Origin of the sequence: Streptomyces sp. NPDC002790, assembly GCF_040295505.1 — a bacterium.
Classification (GTDB): Bacteria; Actinomycetota; Actinomycetes; order Streptomycetales; family Streptomycetaceae; genus Streptomyces.
Map to the genome: position 1 here is coordinate 1 of NZ_JBEOVM010000078.1, position 17,025 is coordinate 17,025.

Consider the following 17,025-nt stretch of genomic DNA (forward strand, 5'->3'; position numbering starts at 1 on the left):
TGACGACGTCGGTGATCCGGTTGGTGCTGCAGCGCAGCTTGCGGAGCAGTCGCCAGCCCTTGAGGACGGCCATGGCCTGTTCGCCGACACATCGGATCTTGGCGCATGGACGTAACTATCGGCACGCACAGCTGTGAATGCCCACGGCACCGCAGCCGAGCCATTGCCCCGTCCCGCCCCGCGTGCGCACGCACGCACGCACGCACAAAATCGCGGGAACCCCGTCGGAACACCCCCAGGTCAGGGCCCGTAGAGGCCAACGAGTCGGGCTGTACGCCGGGACCCGTCGGCGCTCCTAGAAGAGGGCCCTGATCTCCCGCTTCGCGAATCGGGACGGACGTTCACCGGGAAGGCTCGTCGCGTTGCAGGAGCAGTTCCCTGGCGCCGAAGCCTCCCAGGCGGGGCTTGATCGTGCCGTCCGCGGACAAGGTCGCCGCTTCGGTTTCCACTGAACGGAATCCGTCCGGAACGCGGAGGGCGATGTCGTGGTTCTCCTCAGCGCGCAGGTTGGCGATCCGAAGGACGAGTCGGTCTTCGTCGCCGGTCAGGGAAACCCTGCAGTCGGGCACGTCTCCCAGATCCAGCAGCGCTCCCTCGGTAAATCGAGGGTGCCGGGCCCCTGTGAATCGGTCCAGCGGGGTCACCTCATGGGCCAGGGCGCCGATCCGGGCCTGGGCGCCGAACCGGGACGCCGCTTCGGGTGCGTGGCGGTCGACGGCGGTGAAGACATAGCGGAAGCGGACTCGGCCGGGCTGTGTCGGCGGTGTGTTGCACGGCCAGAAGTTGTTCATCACGTAGGCGTAGAGGTATCCGTTCTTCTCCGAGAAGCGCTCGGGCCAGACTCCGCGGACCAGGTCCGAGGAGGAGAACAGAGCGCTGTCGGGGGCCGCCCAGATCACGCCGGGCCCGTCGTGTGCCGTGACGGTCACGGCGGAGGTGGCGGACAGCCACTCGTTGGAAGAGCCCGGACCGTGATCGGCGCGTGGTTCCACCCAGCCCAGCTGCCTGTCGTAGCGCACCGTCGGCGTGTCGACCAGGAACGGGAAGGCGATGGACACCGACTCCATGTCGAGTACCGGCAGTTTCGTCGCTTCGACGGTCAGCTCGCAGTGGTCGTGAGCATCGCGGAGCAACAGTTCCACGGTGATGTCGTCGAGGCCCGCGCCTTCTCCGGCCCAGCGCAGCCGGGTGCCGTCCGGAGTGCGGCGCGCGCCGAGCAGCCGCATCACGGGGCGCTCTTCGGTGAGTGGGGTGGGTGTGCCGGGGTGGAGCCGCGAATCGAGTTGTTTAATCATGGTTCGGTCGTGGGCGCCGCTGCTCTCGGCCTCAGCGGCGGTCAGCTGTATCAACTCCCCGAGCGCGAAGGGGGCCTGGGGGTCGAGGAGTTCGCGGCCGGTCGGCAGGTGACGCAGGCTGACAAGGAGCCCGTCGCCGTCCCGGAGGCCGAACTCCCACACACCGCTGCTCGCTGTTTCCCCGGCTGCGACGACGGTTCCCACCGGGGTCCGTTCATCGGCGGGGTGCGACGGGGCCTTGCGCGCGGCCGTCGGGAACTGCTCCCCCGCGGGGACGGTGTCACTGCGGTCGCTCAGGGGGAAGGAGCGGTAGCCGAAGGCCTCCATTTCCTCAAGGATCAGCCGGACTCGGAGCATGCCGGCGCAGTCGCTCAGCACCTCAAGGGGCACCGGTCGGCCTGCCGCGTCCAGGGGCGTACTCCCCTGCGGCAGGTCGACCTCGACGGTCAGTGACGCCGGCCAGGGGTGCGGGTTGTGGACCAGGAGGCAGGGGCCGTCCAGGCCGAGGGTCTCGGCCAGCTGACCGAGTACGCGGCGGCTCTCGTCGAGGGAGATCCGCGCCGCGTCGTCAATGGCACGGCGTTTCCAGTGGAGTTGGTCCTCGATCTGTGGTGCGTGCGGGTGGGACACGGCACGGGCCCAGTTCCAGGTGTGCTCTCCCCCGGTGATCAGCCCGTCCCAAGCCCGGTTCAGGGCAGGCTGGTTCGGGCGGTAGCGCTCGTCCATCAGGTGGGAGACGACGCCCAGGTTCTCGGCCACGGGCAGCATGGCTTGAGCCCGCCGGTAGGCGGCGGCGTCCGCGGCGGAGGCGGCGGGCCCGTCCTCCCAGAAGCTTCCGCCTTCCGCCGTGTGCAGCGGCAGACGGTCATGCAGTGGTGCGACGGAGCTCAAGTAGTCCCCGAACGTGGAGACTTGCACCCGGGGGTAGGCGAAAGCCTCGTTCCACCGATCCGCGAATCCGGCGTCGCCGTCACCGAGGTCCTCGTTGTCGGCGTGGGTACCGATGACTGCGAGATTGGTCGGCAGATAGTCCGGACGCTCGTAACGTTCGAGATAGCGCTCCAGGCCGTTCACCGCGCCGGCGACGGACTGCGGGTCGGCGGCGATGAACCGCAGCTGTGAGTAGTGGTCGGCGAAGTGGGCCAGGACTTCGCTGCCATCGGGGGCCTGCCAGCGCACCGGCGAGGCCAGGTGTACTTCGTCGCTGCCGACGGTGGCGGCCCTGTGGTGGTTGGACATGCCCACGAAGGCGTCCACGCCTGCCATCCGGAGCACCGTGGGAAGTACTCCCGTCCAGGTGGGTACGTCGGTGATGTTGGCGTATCGGGGAACGGTGCCGGGCCCGGCGGGGAGTGAGGTGCCGAAGTCGAGGGCGCGACGCAGTTCCTCCAGGCCGGCGATGCCCGTGAGCAGGTTGCTGTGGAAGGAGTTGACGCCGATCACTCCGGCGGCGATCGCCTCTAGCAGGCGGGCGCGTCGCTGTGGTGAGCGTGTGTTCATGTACTCCCGGACCACGAGAGATCCGTCCACGCTGTAGCGGAACGCAGGGTCCTTGGCGTGTCGGTCCAGGGCCTTGTCGATGTTGCGGCAGTGCAGTTCGAGCGCCTTCGGCTGGGTGTCGGTGAAGCCGAGATCGAGGTGCACGTGCGGGATCAGGTGCACGGTCCAGCGGCGGGCCGGGGTCAGGTCGGCACGGTGCACGCGGGCGTCACCCACGTGCAGGGCGAATTCGCCCGGTGCGTCGAAGCCGGGTGCGGGCAGTCGCCAGCGGACCATGCCGAAGTCCCGCTCCGGAGCTTCTGGAACGGGCACGACCCGGTCCGCGTAATGAAGGGACAAGTCACCGGGAAGGGCGGCTCCCGCGGGAATGTGGGCGGTGAGCTCGACCAGCGGAACGGGCTGCGGGTCACCGTGCAGGTAGAGGGACGTGGTCCGCAGGGACCATGACGGAGCGGGGCCCGGCGGGGTGCCGGCGGTCTCCAGCCGGACGGCGTTCCACCGCAGATAGGAGCCGAACCACTTCCCGTACTGGGGCCGTGCGTGGGGCAGTTCCTCGCCGGGGTGGTGGGCGGGGGCCCCGTCCTTGGCGCGGGGTGCTCCGGTGGCCGCGGGTTCGTCCAGGACAGTGGTGATGGTCAGCTCGTGTCGCCCGGGGGTGAGCCATGCCGCGGGCAGGGGTACACGGAGCGTGCCGTGCCCGGAGGTGGGGCCCGGGTCGCCGGTGCGGGAGCGGTCGGCACGCTCGACGGCAAGGTGGTGGAGCGAGTGGCGGGTGCCGTCCAGGACGACTTCGAGGTCGGGGCAGGGGCCGCGCTCCGCGGCGTAGGCGAGGTGCAGGACGGCGTTCTCGGCGTGGTCGAGGGTGAAGGACGCCACGATTCGGTGCGCCTGGTGGCCGCCGTCGGCGTCGTGGATGCCGGGGTGCACCTCGGGCCACACGGCGTCGGGGCGGTCGAGGTCGACGTGCAGGGTGGGCGTGCCGTCCATAACCGGCCAGGAGCCGGTGACGGGGGCGGGGGTCGCTGTCCACAGCGGGCGGTCGGAGGTCATGCGGGGGTTCCTCTGGAGGCCGGGCGGCAGTGCGGCCGCGGGCGGGTACGGCGGGTCGACGGCATCCGGTGCGCCGTGGGTCGAACCGCGGGTCAGCTCGTGAGCTTGAGGTTGTTGACGAAGAAGCGCTGGGCCAGGAAGAAGAGAAGGAGCGTGGGGAGCGAGACGAGGATGGCGCCCGCGAGGACCACGGGGGGCCCGACGTCGGAGTAGTTGCCCTGGAGTTCGGAGAGTGCGGCGATGACGGGCCGGATGTTGTCGCTGGTGCTGAAGGTGATGCCGAAGAGGAGGTCGTTCCAGATGGCGACGAACTGGAAGGAGAACGCGGCCACCATCGCCGACTTCGACAGCGGCACGTGGATCTGCCGGAACAGCCGCCACCACGAGGCGCCGTCCATCCGTGCGGCCTCGACGACCTCTCGGGGCACGGTGGTGGCGTAGTTGCGCATGAGGAAGAACGAGAACGGGATGGAGATGGTGGCGTACACCAGCAACATGCCGATCTGCGTGTCGTACAGGTCGACGCTCGCGTAGGAGAGGAACAGCGGGCGCAGGAAGACCTGGAGCGGCAGCAGAGTGCCCGAGTAGATCAGCCAGAACCACAGAACCCGGCGCCGCACGGGCATGATCACCACGGCGAACGCGGCGCCGGTGGCGATGACCACCGCGACGAGGGAGCCCACGACGGCGTACAGCAGGCTGTTGCCCATGGCGGGCCCCAGGTCTGCCTGGCTCCATGCTCGTGCGAAGTTGTCGAGGAGCCCGAAGCTGTCCGGCAACCAGTGGGGTGTGCCGGTGTACTGCTGCGCGGGAACGAGGGCGTTGACCACGAGCAGCCAGGAGGGGACGGCCCACAACAGGGACAGCAGGATCAGAGTGGTGTTCCGCAGAACTCTGCCGAGATGCATCGTCACGCGCCTTTCTCGCCGAGCTGGCGCCGGAGGTACAGCCAGGACGCCGCGAGGACGATCACGGTGAGGATGACCGCGATCGCCGAGCCGGCGCCGGCCCTCTGCAGCAGGAAGGTCTCCTGGTACATGGAGACGGCCAGCGTCTCTGTGGCACGCCCGGGGCCGCCCCGGGTCAGCACCCAGAGAAGGTCGAAGGACTTGAGTCCGTTGGCCAGGCTCATGCCGATCACGATGATCGATACCGGACGGAGCTGGGGCAGCACGACAAAGCGGAAGCGCTGCCAGGGACTTGCGCCGTCCAGGGCAGCTGCTTCCAGTGTCTCGGGCGGGATTCCCTGCAGTCCGACGAGGATCAGGATGACGGCTACGCCGGTGGCCTGCCAGGCGTTGACGCAGATGATGACCAGGGTGTTGCCCGGCCAGTCGAGCAGCCAGCTGTGGCTGAGGGAGCCCAGGCCGACCGCTGACAGCATCTGATTGAGCGCACCGTCAGTGCTCAGGACGAAGTTCCACACCACCGCCACGGCGGCGCCGGACAGCGCGTAGGGCGTGATCATGCACAACCGGGCGAAGCGTGACCAGCGGGTGGCGTCGGTGAGGCAGGCGATGAGCAGCCCGAGTGCGAAGGGCAGCACCACGGTCCCCGCCACCCATAGCAGCGTGTTCTCCGCGGACCGCAGCAGCGCGTCGTCCGTGAAGAAGAGCCGGTAGTTGTCCAGACCGGCGAAGGCGGAGTGGCGGTGGTCGTTGAAGAAGCTTCGGTAGATCGTGGTCACGAAGGGCGCGAGCAGCACCACCCCGACCAGAACGACCGCGGGGGTCAGGAAGGCGCCGACGGCGAGTCGGTCACGTGGCGTCGCACGGGGCCGGGGCGCAACAGGGTGTGGCTCGGGGCGGCTTGGGGCGGTCGGCCGGTCCTGTCCGGCGTCGGCGGCGGGTGGTGCGGTGCTGGTCCTCATGCCTCGTCCCGCTTCCACGTGTGCCATTCCTCGTCCGCGCGTTCCGCCATGCTGCGCAGCGTCGCCGTGGGCGACATCTGCCCGGTCAGGAAGGCCGAGAGATCCTCGATGTTGCCCTGGATGAGGCTGGGCGGACTGGCCTCGCTGTAGCGGACGAGACGTGCCCGCCGGTCCTTCGTGATGTTCTGCCTGAGACCGGCCACGACAGGGTTGCTGGACCGGACGACGGGGTTCGCCGAGCCGTCCTGGAGGTAATCGGTCCATGCCCGCTGCACGTTCGGGTGCAGCCAGGCTCCGGCGCTCGCCATGCCGGCCTCGTGGGTGGTGGCACGGCGCGGCACGGCGAGCGCGCTGCTCTCCGTGATCACCGACTTCTTCGTGGACTTCGCCACGGTGGGCAGGATGAAGGCGTCGTAGTCCTTGTGGGGTCGCATGTCGGCACCGCTCAGGTTCTTCGTGTGCCATGTCGCGTGCAGGAACATGCCCACGCGGCCGTCTCGGAGTCCGGCGGCGCCGTTTCCCTGGTCGTAATCGGGCGGGGTCATCCACCCCTTGCGTATGAAGTCGTGCCAGATGTCCATCGCCCGGCGCGCAGGCTCATCGGTGTAGCGGGCCTTCCCCTCGGCCAGTGCGGTGTAGAAGTCGGGATCGACCTTGCTGATGAGCTCCTGGAACCATTCGTAGGCGGGCCAGCCGCCGGCCTGGGTGGACACGAACGGTGTGATGCCTTGGCGTTTGAGGACGGTGGCGCAGTGCAGCAGCTCCTCCCAGCTGCCCGGCGCGTGCAGTCCGAGCCTGGCGAAGACCGGACGGCTGTAGAAGACGACGTAGTACGACTCGTAGAGCGGGATCCCGTAGACCGCGCCGCGGTACTGCATCGTGCCGCGCTGGGAGTCGCGGATCCATCCCTTGTCCAGGTAGGCGTCCCACAGGCCCGACAAGTCGGTGAGTTGTCCCCCGCGCGCCAGCTGCTTGAGTTCGTAGCCGGAGCCCCACTTGATCATGTCCGACGCGCGTGAGGTCTGCAGCGTCATCTGGGTGACCAGTTTGTAGGCGGTCGCCTCCGGGACGGACAGCGGGCGCAGCGAGTAGCCGGTCAGCGGCCGCAGCGCCTTGGAGGCCAGGGCATAGCCCTCGTCCCAGCTCCCGTTGTCGTTCCCGAAGCTCGCTGTGCCCGCGATCGCGGCCGTACTGCTGCCACGCGCGCAGCCGCCGAGCGCGAGGCCGGAGACTCCTGCGCCGAGACCGGCGAGGAAGCGGCGGCGTGGAAGGCTCGGCCGCATGCCTCTCCCTGCCGTACCAAAGGTTTTCATCGGTGCCCTTTCGCCGGAGCGTGACGGACGAAGACCGCATCCCTGTACGGGGCGAGGGCGCCCCGGACAGGGGACTGGCGCGGTGGCCGGCACCGGCGCGTGTCATGAACGTTAACGACACCACGCAAGGTCCACAAGGTTCATCCTGGATTCAATTCCAGACCCTCAAGTAAGGCCAGTTCAGGGTGGGTCACGCGCGAATCACGCAGGATGGTCGCGCCCAATCCGACGGTTGGTATCGTTAACCCACGGCACAGTCGCCGGTGCGTCGAGACGTCGAGCCTGCCGGCCACGCCCGATCGCCGTGCGGTCTCACCGGCCGTACGTGGCCAGCAGGGTGGGGATGACCGTCCTGCGCGGCGGCCCGGTCGGCTGCGTCCCGGATCCGGCCTCCAAGCGGTCCATGAGCAGCTGGGCCGCACGGCGCCCGATCTCGGCGGGATCGTAGGAGGCCAGGGTGAGCGGGACACTCAGCAGGTCGGCGGATTCCACATCGTCGAAGCCGGCGATGGCCGCGGCGGTTCCGAGACCGCGCACCGCACGGCAGGCGCCGAGGGTCAGGCGGTTGTTGGCACAGAACAACGCGGAGGGCGCGCCCGCCCGGTCGAGCAAGTCCCGCGCGGCCGCCTCGGCCGTGACAACGTCGTACGGGCCCCGCCGCACCCACTCCTCACGCGGCTGGAGCCCGGCTTCTTCCAGCGCGGACCACCAGCCGCGGAAGCGCTCGGCACCGGTGAAGAGGGTGGGAGGGTTACCGAGGAACCCGACCTTCTCGTGGCCGTCCTCCACGAGCCGGGCGGTGGCGGCTCGTGCACCACCGAAGTCATCGACGAGCACGGTGTCCGCCTCGATACCGGCGGATGGGCGGGAGGCCAGGACGAGCGGCGTGCCATCCAACACTCCGGGGGCGAGGTGCCGTTGGTCGGAACCGGCCGGGACAACGATCAGACCGTTCACCTGCCGGGAGACGAGGTCCTGGACAAGGTGCTTCTCCTGTGCGAGCTGCTCGGCGGTGTTGCCGAGAACCAGCCGAAGACCGTATGCCTGCACCACTTCCTCGGCGCCGAGGGCGAGTTGAGCGTAGAAGGGGTTGGCGAGGTTGGTGACGACGAGTCCGATCAGACCGCTGTGCCGACCGAGGCGCAGATTGCGCGCCGTCTCGTTGCGCCGGTAGCCCAGGTCGGTCACTGCTTCGAGAACGCGTCGACGAGTCGATTCACCGACTCCCTCGTTCCCCTTCAATACCCGCGAGACGGTCATGGCGCTGACTCCGACGCGTGCTGCGACGTCTCGCATCGTGGGGGTGGGGCGAGGCGGCTCTGCGACGGTTTCGGACCCGGACACTGCGTTGCTGCTCCCTTCGGGCACCGGCAGCCGCTCGCCGTCTGCGCGGGTCCTCCATCATAGGCGGACGCCTTGGCTCTCCTCCCCGTGCGAGGCCCGGGATGCCGCCCACCGTGCAGCGCCCAGGAGTGAGGCCGTATCGGGCAGGCGGGCAGGTGCGACGCGCAGCCCCGGCGCTCCGCCGTCCGCCAGTCCGTCGCGCAGGGGCGCTGCAATGAGATCCCAGGATCCTGCGATGGACCCGCCGACGACAAGCACGGTGGCCGCGAAGCGGGTCACCCAGGGGGCCGTGGCGACACCCAAAGCACGGAAGGCGTGATCGAGCACGCTGTCGGCGACGGCGTCTCCGGCACGTGCGCGGGAGGCGATGCCCCGTACGTCGGGTACGCCGCCCTGATGGCCGTCCGCGGCTCGGGCGTAGGCGGCGCGGATCGCGCGGCGTGAGACCGTTTCCTCCAACGGGCGCCCGTCGAAGGTGAGTCGGTGGGCACTGCCTTCCGGCGGTACCCGCGGCCCCTCATTGACCGGCACGCCGTCCGCCAGGAAGGCGGAGCCCACACCGCTGCCGAGCGTCAGGCATATGGCGCGTGTGTGTCCGGCAGCGGCCCCGCAGGCGTACTCGCCCAGTCCGAAGGCGTCGGCGTCGTTGATGAACCGGAGCGTGGCGGGTGTCGGGCGGATGCGCGCGCGCAGGGCGGCGCCGACATCCGTGCCGTACAACGCCTCGAACTTTCCGACCCCTTCGAACAGCGCTACGCCGGTCTCGTAGTCGAAGGGTCCGGGCACGGCCACGCCCCAGGCCGCGGACGGCGGTGCCCCGAGACGGGAAGCGGCCTGCACGACGGAGCCGAGGATGTCCCCGGCAGAGCCCTGCGGGGACAACGACTGCCGGACGGGGTCTCCGCGGACGGCCCCCGCCGACAGGTCCACCATGGCGGCGGTGACATGCGTGCCGCCGATCTCCAGCACCGGTTGCCTCAACGGTGCTCCCTGACCAGCGAAGTGACGACGTGCACAGGCCGCACGCCCAGAGGGCGCAACCGGTAGGAGCCGACTCCGGCGGGAACCGTCAGCGTCTCGGCGAAGGCGAGGTCGTGCGTACGGCCGTCGCCCCACTCGATCACGATGCCGTCACCGGAGGAGACGTTGAGGATGTGGAACCGGCCCGCGGTGTCCATGGCAGCGCCCTGGCCTGACGGCTCCAGCACCACGCGGCGCACTTCGTAGAACATCTCCGGCAGCGCGCCGAGGAGCTCCTCGCGCCAGTCGGGCCCCTCGCGCAGGACGCGCGGTTCCTGGATGAGATCGCGGCGCACCGCCTCGCCCTGGCGCGTGCTGTCGAGATTGGCGAACGCATGCTCGTAGGGCAGGGGGCGGGGCGCCCCCGTCGCGGTCTTGCGGAGCCAGTCGTAGAAGCGCAGGGAGTACAAGTACGGTGTGGCACTGATCTCCAGGACGAGATTGCCCGCGCCTGAGGCGTGCGGCGTCCCCGCGGGAATCAGATAGAGCCGGCCCTCCTCGGCGGGATGGCTCTGGATGAACCGTTCGACGTTCATCTCCTCGCCGTCCTCGACGGCGGCGAGCACCTGCTTGCGCATCAGGTCGATGTCGGCGTCCTGCTGCAGTCCGAGGTGGACGCGGGGGTTCGCCGCATCCGTGGCCGTGAGGTAGTAGGTCTCGTGCTGGGTGTACGTCCAGCCGAACTGTTCGCGCATGTACTCCTCGCGCGGGTGCAGATGGACCGAGAGATTGCCTCCCCCGACCGTGTCGAGATAGTCGAAGCGGATCGGGAAGGACGTGCCGAACTCCTCATGCACCGCCGCGCCGAGGAATTCCCGGGGATGCAGGACGCAGAGCAGTTGGAAGGGCAGTTCCACCTCGGCATCGGGCCCGTCGCCCACCAGGACGCCGGCCTCGGGTGCGATCAGTTCGTAGCCGAGTGCGGTGTTGCCGTTCTGCGGCGTGAAGCCGAGTTCGGTCGAGGCCCACTGCCCTCCCCAGAGGGTGGAGTTGAACCAGGGGCGGGTGCGGACCGGGCCGCCGGCCAGGTGGGCGAGGGTGGCGCGCAGTGTGCTGCCGTCGATCGAGGCCGGACTCTGGATGTTCTGCAGATCGAGCCAGCGGTCGATGTCGGCGGCATGGGCGTCGCGGTGGGCGTCGAGCATGGGCCAGTCCGCATAGAAGAGGCGGCGCAGGTCACCTGGGGCGCCGTGCCGGCCGAGATTGACGCCGAGGGCCGGGTCGCCGACGGCGACGGCCGCTTCGGCGTAGCGCTTGGGCAGGTCGGCGAACCAGAGCAGGTCGTGCCGGACGAGCGCGGCGCCAGGGCCGAGGACGATCAGCAGCCCCTGGTCCGGGGCCTCGGTCCGGGGCAGCGTGGTGTACATCCCGGCGATGGAGGCGCGGGCGAGGGGCAAGTAGTGGGGATCCGCGTCCGGTCCGTCGCCGGTGCGCTCCAGGACGGTGTCCCAGTCGGCCTCGAACCCACGCAGGTCCAGGAACCGGACGGGAGTGCCGAGGGCGGTGAGTGCGCCGTCCAGATGCTCCTGTACGGCGCTCCAGTCGAGCGCGGCCGGGCCGTCGAGAGCCAGTATGGCGGGCCCGGTGGGCAGGGTCCGGACAGCGGCCTCCCATCCGCTTGCGACCGTTCCGTCGACAGCCGGGTAGCGGGGATTGTGCTGATAGGAGCGGGTCACGGAACTCTCCGGGGTCGAAGCTGATTGTTATCGTTAACTGTAGGGCGCGGGGTGCGGCGCCGGTCAAGGCGGTACAAGGGGCGATCCGGGGGCCGCCTGCGGGTGGCGTCGATCCGCGCCGGGCCGCACGTCCATCGGCGCGGGAATCAGGCCGACCGGGCGCGCAGGGCGAGCTCGATGTCCTCCAGGCTGCGCCCCTTGGTCTCCACGACGCAGCGCGCCGTGAACACATGGGCGAAGCCACAGATCACCGCGAACCCGAGGAACAGCCAGCCGATGCCCACGGCGCTGAGCAGGACCGGGAAGGCGAGCGACACGACGAAGTTGGCCGCCCACAGCAGCATCGTGCAGAAGCCGACCGCGGCGCCCCGCACGTGCACCGGGAACACCTCGCTGATCACCACCCAGCACACGGCGCCCCACGAGGCGGAGAAGCTGACGATGAACGCGGCGAGACAGACCAGCGTGACCACGCCGACCAGACCAAGGCCCTCCGGCTCCGGCAGGAGAAGCGAAGTCGCCGCCAGCACGGCCAGGCTGGCGCACATGCACACCGCCCCGGTCAGCAGCAGCCGCTTCCTGCCCACCTTGTCGATGAGCCAGATGGCCACCAGCGTCATCACCATGTTGACCGCGCCGATCCCGGTGTTGGCGTAGACCGCGGCGGAGTCACTGAACCCGACATTGGTCAGCGTCGTGGGCGCGTAGTAGATGATCGTGTTGATTCCGACGACCTGGTTGAGCACGGCGAGCCCGATGCCGACCACGAGTGCCGGGCGCAGCCAGGGCGCGAAGACCTCACGCAGACCCGCCCGTTCCTGGGAAGCGACCTCCACCTGCCGGATCTCGGCGAGTTCGGCCTCGACCTCGCTCGCGCCCCGCGTGCGCGTGAGCACCGCGCGGGCTTCCTCCTCCCGTCCCTTGCGCAGCAGCCAGCGCGGCGTCTCCGGCATCACGATCAGACCCGCCAGCATCACGATCGAGGGCACCACCGCGAGGCCGAGCATCCAGCGCCACGCCTCGGCCGGCGCCAGCAGGGAGTTGGTCACGTAGGCCACGAATATGCCCACGGTGATCATCAACTGGTTGAGGGACGACACCGCGCCGCGACTGCGCGTGGTGGCCATCTCCGACAGATAGAGGGGGACGACGACGGAGGCCGCTCCCACCCCGAGGCCCAGCAGGACACGGGCGGCGATCAGCAGCACGGTGTTGGGCGCCAGGCCCGCGGCCAGCGCGCCCACGCCGAAGGCGACCGATGCGGCCATGCCGACGCGGCGCCGGCCGAGGGTGTCGGCGAGCCGCCCCGCGGCGGTCGCCCCGGCCATCGCCCCCACCAGGAGGGAACTGACGACAAACCCCTCCGCCAGCGGGGTCAGCCCCAACTCGTCCCGGATGTAGAGCAGGGCGCCTGCGATGACCCCGGTGTCGTAGCCGAAGAGCAGGCCACCGAGGGCACCGAAGAAGTAGATCCTCTTGGTGGCGGACCTGGACGCCCCGGAGGGCCTGTCCACATCTTTCGAGCCGGGTATCGCTTCCTGGGACACGAAGGGCCTCCGGATCGTGAGTTAACGTTCACACGGAAATTAGCGGCGCGTCGCCAGGGCGTCAACGGGTGTGCGGAAGCTGGAATACGCACTCGCGGGGCCAGGCATCCGGCTCACCCTCTGGATACACAATCGCCCTGACCAAGCCGTAGTTGGGGCCCGAAGAGCGGTTTCGCGGCCTGTCGGTCCGCGGAATCCGGTCGTGTCGGCGTCATTGACACGACCCTGCGAAGCGGGAACCCTCCTGGCTTGGATACTCACGTTAACGCTAACCATTCCGCAAGGAGACTGCCATGCCAGGTCGTCCCAGAGGCGGGCGGACCGCCGGAGCCTTCGTCCCCCGGCTCGTCCGCCGACTGACCTTACTGTCGAGCGTCTTCCTGCTGGTCCTGGGTGTGGTGGACGGTGGCGCGAGCATGCCCGCCGCCGCGGCCGCTCCGTCCGCGGGCGGGTCGTCCTCGGGTGCCGGACGCGACTACGTGGACCAGGTGAATCCCTGGGTGGAGGCCGACATCGGCCGGTACTTCTTCTTCCAGTCGGCCAGCAGACCGTTCGGCATGGTCAAGCTGCGCCCGGACACCAGCACCAACTCCTCCCGGGGCACCGGATACCGGCGCAACGAGGACCAGGTCAAGGGCTTCAGCCACCTGCACGACTGGAATCTGTCCGGCGTGCAGGTCATGCCCACCAGCGGTGAGAGCGTGAACAAACTCGACGGCGACGAGGGCTGGCAGTCGCACGTCGACCACGACAACGGTGAAGTCGCCCAACCCGGCTACCACAAGCTCCACCTGGACCGGTACGGCATCGACGCGGAACTCACCTCCACCGACCGCGTGGGCATGCACCGCTACACGTACGACAAGGCGGGCCCCAGCGAGATCCTGGTCAACCTCGGCGGACATCTGGGCGAGGCGATCATGGAAAACGCCCACGTCACCAAGAGCAACGACCGCGAGATCGCGGGCTACGTCGTGCAACGCGGCGAGAGCTTCGGCGAGGACGACGCCGACCACAAGGTGAAGCTGTACTTCGACATCCGCTTCGACAAGCCCTTCGACTCCCTGCACGGCTGGGCCGGCGACAAGCTCGTCGACAAGGGAAAGCCCGTCGACGAGGTCTCGGGGGACGATGCGGGCGCTTACGTGCGCTACGACCACCTAGATGCGGGCGAGCAGGTGCAGTTGAAGGTCGGCCTGTCCCTGACCGGCACCGCGGGAGCCGAGAAGAACCTGCAGAGCGAGCTCCCCGGCTGGGACTTCGACGCCGTCAAGGCCGACGCCCAGAAGCAGTGGAACGAGATGCTCGGCCGCGTCGACGTCGGCGGCGGCACCGCGAAGCAGCAGGAGAAGTTCTACACCGACCTGTTCCACGTCCTGTGCGGACGCAGCATGGTGAGCGACGCCGACGGCGCCTACCTGGACAACACGTGGGGCAACGGCCGCGTCGGACGCATACCGGTCGGCGACGACGGCAAGCCGAAGTTCGCGATGTACAACTACGACGCGCTCTGGCTGACCCAGTGGAATCTCAACAGCGTCCTCGGCCTCGCGTATCCGGAGATCTACAGCAGCCTGGTGAAGTCGCAGCTGCAGATGTACAAGGACGGCGGGCTGCTGCCCAGAGGGCCGGTGGCCGGGAACGACTCGCTGGTGATGAGCGGCTCGCCCGTGACGTCCTTCATCACCGGCGCCTACAACAAGGGCATCCGGGACTTCGACACGGACTTGGCGTACGAGGCGATGATGGACTCCCAGTCGGTCGGCGGCCTCTTCGACAAGGCATGGTTCGACTACAAGAACTGGGGCACCGGCGGCAACCGTGACTACCTCGATCTCGGCTACGTAGCCAACGGCACGACGGGCCAGGGCGCGGGCCAGACCCTGGAGTACGCGAACCAGGACTACGCCCTTGCCCAGTTCGCCGGGCAACTGGGCGAGCGGGGCATCAACGCCACCCAGTACGCGAAGGCCAAGGCCTCGTCCGAGCTGGACAAGAAGCACGGCGCCGCTCACGCGATCGACGGCCGGCCGCTTCGCGCGCCCACCGACGTCGAGTGGGCGTCGGCCGGAGAGCAGGACCCCTGGATCGAGCTGACCTGGGACAAGCCGCGCTCACTGCAGCAGGTGGTGCTCAGCGACCGGGCGGACGGCGACAGCAATGTCCGCTCCGGACGGCTGGAGTTCAGCGACGGCTCCAGCGTGGCGGTCAAGGACGTCCCCACCGACGGTGACAAGAAGACCGTCCGTTTCAAGAAGCGGAAGGTCACTTCGGTCACGTTCACCGCCACCGGCGGCGAGGGCGAGAACGTCGGCCTGAACGAGTTCGAGGCCTGGGACGACACCGACACCCACCAGTATCTGGAGGACCGCTCCCGCAACTGGCGCAACCTGTACGACGAGGACTCCGGCTTCATCCGCCCGCGCAACGCCGACGGCAGCTGGCTCACCCCCTTCGACCCGCTCGCCCCGGACGACTTCGACGAGGCGAACGCCTGGCAGGCCACCTGGTTCACCACCCAGGACGTGATGGGTCTGGCCAACCTGATGGGTGGCGAGACGGCGTACGCGGACAAGCTCAACTACGCGTTCACGAAGGCCGAGAAGGAGAACTTCATCAGCGAGTACGGGGGAGGTTACGTCTCGTACGGCAATCAGCCCGGCCTCGAAATGGCCCATCTCTTCAACTATGTCGGCAAGCCGTGGCTGAGTCAGTACTGGGTGCGAAAGGTCAAGGAGAAGACCTACGGCTCGACCGCGACCGACGACGGCTACGGCCACTTCGACGAGGACCAGGGGCAGATGGGAGCCCTCAGCGCCCTGATGGGCATGGGACTCTTCGAGGTCACCGGCGGCAGTCTGGAAAAGCCGGTGTACGACATCACGTCACCGGTCTTCGACGAGATCACCATCAAGCTCGATCAGCACTACTACAAGGGCAAGCAATTTCGCATCGTCACGCACGGCAACTCGGCCAAGAACCAGTACATCCAGCGCGCCAAGCTGGACGGTAAGCGCCTCGACGACGCCTGGTTCCGGCACGACCAGCTCACCGACGGCGGAACCCTCGAGCTGTGGATGGGCGCCGAGCCCAACAAGAAGTGGGGGACGAAGCATCTGCCGCCGTCGGAGTCGAAGTCCGAGGGACGCACGCCGACGTTCGTGAAGGACATCGCCGTCAGCAGCTCGGACAAGCTCGACGAACCGTACGGCAAGAGTCACTTCACGCCCACGGTCGCACCCGATGACGCCACGCTCAAGGAGGTGTTCTGGTCGGTGACCGAGCCGGACGGGTCGCCGACGAAGAAGGCGGAGATCGACTCCGACGGCACCCTGACCGTGAACCACCGGGACGGCCGGGTGCGCGTCACCGCCACCTCCGCCGACAGCGGGGACGCCACCGGTTCGAAGCTGGTCGACATCACCCTGGACAAGACCAAACTGCGTGGCAACGCCGCCTGTTGGCCAGGCGTCAAGGCGACGGCGTCGTCCGAGTACAGCGACGACTACCCAGCAGAGAACGTCCACGACGGCTGCGACGACAACGGCGCCACGACGGGCGCGGACTGGGCCTCGGACGGAGAGCTCGACCCGTGGGTGCAGCTGAACTGGCCGGAGAAGATCACGGCGGACCGGGTGGTGCTGTCCGACCGTGCGACGAAGGACGACGTCAACGGCGGCGTCCTGACCTTCTCCGACGGCAGCGAGGTCAAGGTCGAGGACATCCCCGCCGAGGGGCCGATGACCGTGAACTTCGGCAAGAAGACCGTCGACTGGGTGCGTTTCCAGGTCAAGGGCGGTACGGGCTTCAACAACGGATTGCAGGAGCTGGAGGTGGACGCCGTACCGTCGGCGCCCGACGTCCCCGGGGCGGTCTCGGCGTCAGCCGGCGAGGGCAGTGCCACGGTGCGGTGGAAGGCCCCGGCGTTCAACGGCGGTGCTCCGGTGACCGGATACCTGGTCACGCCGTACCAGAACGGAAAGCCACTCGCACCGGTCAGCGTGGGCGAGGGCGCCACGAAGGCACAGGTGGAGGGCCTCACCACCGGCGAGCCGTACACCTTCACCGTCACTGCGGAGAACATGGCAGGACAGGGTGCTGAGAGCGCGAAGAGCGATCCGGTGCGGCCGGAGTAGAAAGCGCGATTGACCCGCTTCGGGCCAGGCGGCCGACGCCCTTCCAAATAGGTGCGTCGGCGCCGGGCCCGGACAAGTCGTTCGAGGAGGACTACGGCCGGAGAGCAGGGCATCCGCGGCGTCTTCGCGAGGCCGGCGCTCTCCTGGTCCGCGACTTGATCGAGACCGCCCCCTAACCGGCAGGCGCCCGTACGTCCTCGCCGTCATCGAGCAAGCCACTCGCCACGTCAGAATTTTCGGCACCACCGCCCACCCGACTGCGTGCCGGCAGTCT

The 17,025-nt window shown here is 68.8% G+C and carries 9 protein-coding genes and 1 pseudogene; 1 reads left to right on the plus strand and 9 read right to left on the minus strand.

The annotated features are described in order from the left end of the window. From ABT004_RS26680 to ABT004_RS26720, 9 genes and pseudogenes are all read right to left on the minus strand, one after another. A pseudogene (locus tag ABT004_RS26680) lies at positions 1-112 on the minus strand (IS5/IS1182 family transposase); the annotation flags it as partial. A gap of 229 nt (positions 113-341) precedes the next feature. Beyond that, entirely contained in the window at positions 342-3,845 is a 3,504-nt protein-coding gene (locus ABT004_RS26685) for a glycoside hydrolase family 38 N-terminal domain-containing protein (protein WP_351341735.1), read from the minus strand. A 92-nt stretch (positions 3,846-3,937) separates the two neighbouring features. After that, on the minus strand, positions 3,938-4,753 hold the full coding sequence (locus ABT004_RS26690; protein WP_351341778.1) for a carbohydrate ABC transporter permease: 816 nt from the start codon (positions 4,751-4,753) through the stop codon (positions 3,938-3,940). A 2-nt stretch (positions 4,754-4,755) separates the two neighbouring features. Further along, complete coding sequence (locus ABT004_RS26695; protein ID WP_351341737.1) at positions 4,756-5,715, minus strand: carbohydrate ABC transporter permease; 960 nt, start codon at positions 5,713-5,715, stop codon at positions 4,756-4,758. Beyond that, on the minus strand, positions 5,712-6,998 hold the full coding sequence (locus tag ABT004_RS26700) for an ABC transporter substrate-binding protein (protein WP_351341740.1): 1,287 nt from the start codon (positions 6,996-6,998) through the stop codon (positions 5,712-5,714). Before ABT004_RS26700 ends, ABT004_RS26695 begins: the two co-directional genes overlap by 4 nt. 342 nt (positions 6,999-7,340) lie before the next feature. After that, positions 7,341-8,324, minus strand: a complete 984-nt coding sequence (locus tag ABT004_RS26705) for a LacI family DNA-binding transcriptional regulator (protein WP_351341780.1) — start codon at positions 8,322-8,324, stop codon at positions 7,341-7,343. Between the two features lie 105 nt (positions 8,325-8,429). Next, complete coding sequence (locus ABT004_RS26710; protein ID WP_351341743.1) at positions 8,430-9,353, minus strand: ROK family protein; 924 nt, start codon at positions 9,351-9,353, stop codon at positions 8,430-8,432. Continuing rightward, positions 9,350-11,068 carry a class I mannose-6-phosphate isomerase gene (locus ABT004_RS26715; protein ID WP_351341746.1) on the minus strand — a complete coding sequence of 573 codons (1,719 nt, stop codon included), beginning with the start codon at positions 11,066-11,068 and terminating at the stop codon, positions 9,350-9,352. Before ABT004_RS26715 ends, ABT004_RS26710 begins: the two co-directional genes overlap by 4 nt. Before the next feature lie 146 nt (positions 11,069-11,214). Further along, positions 11,215-12,615 (minus strand): sugar porter family MFS transporter, encoded by a 1,401-nt coding sequence (locus tag ABT004_RS26720; protein ID WP_351341749.1) that lies wholly within the window; start codon positions 12,613-12,615, stop codon positions 11,215-11,217. Positions 12,616-12,908: 293 nt separating this feature from the next. Here ABT004_RS26720 and ABT004_RS26725 point away from each other — a divergent pair, with 293 nt between their 5' ends. Beyond that, entirely contained in the window at positions 12,909-16,751 is a 3,843-nt protein-coding gene (locus tag ABT004_RS26725; protein ID WP_351341752.1) for a glycoside hydrolase domain-containing protein, read from the plus strand. Positions 16,752-17,025: the final 274 nt, after the last annotated feature.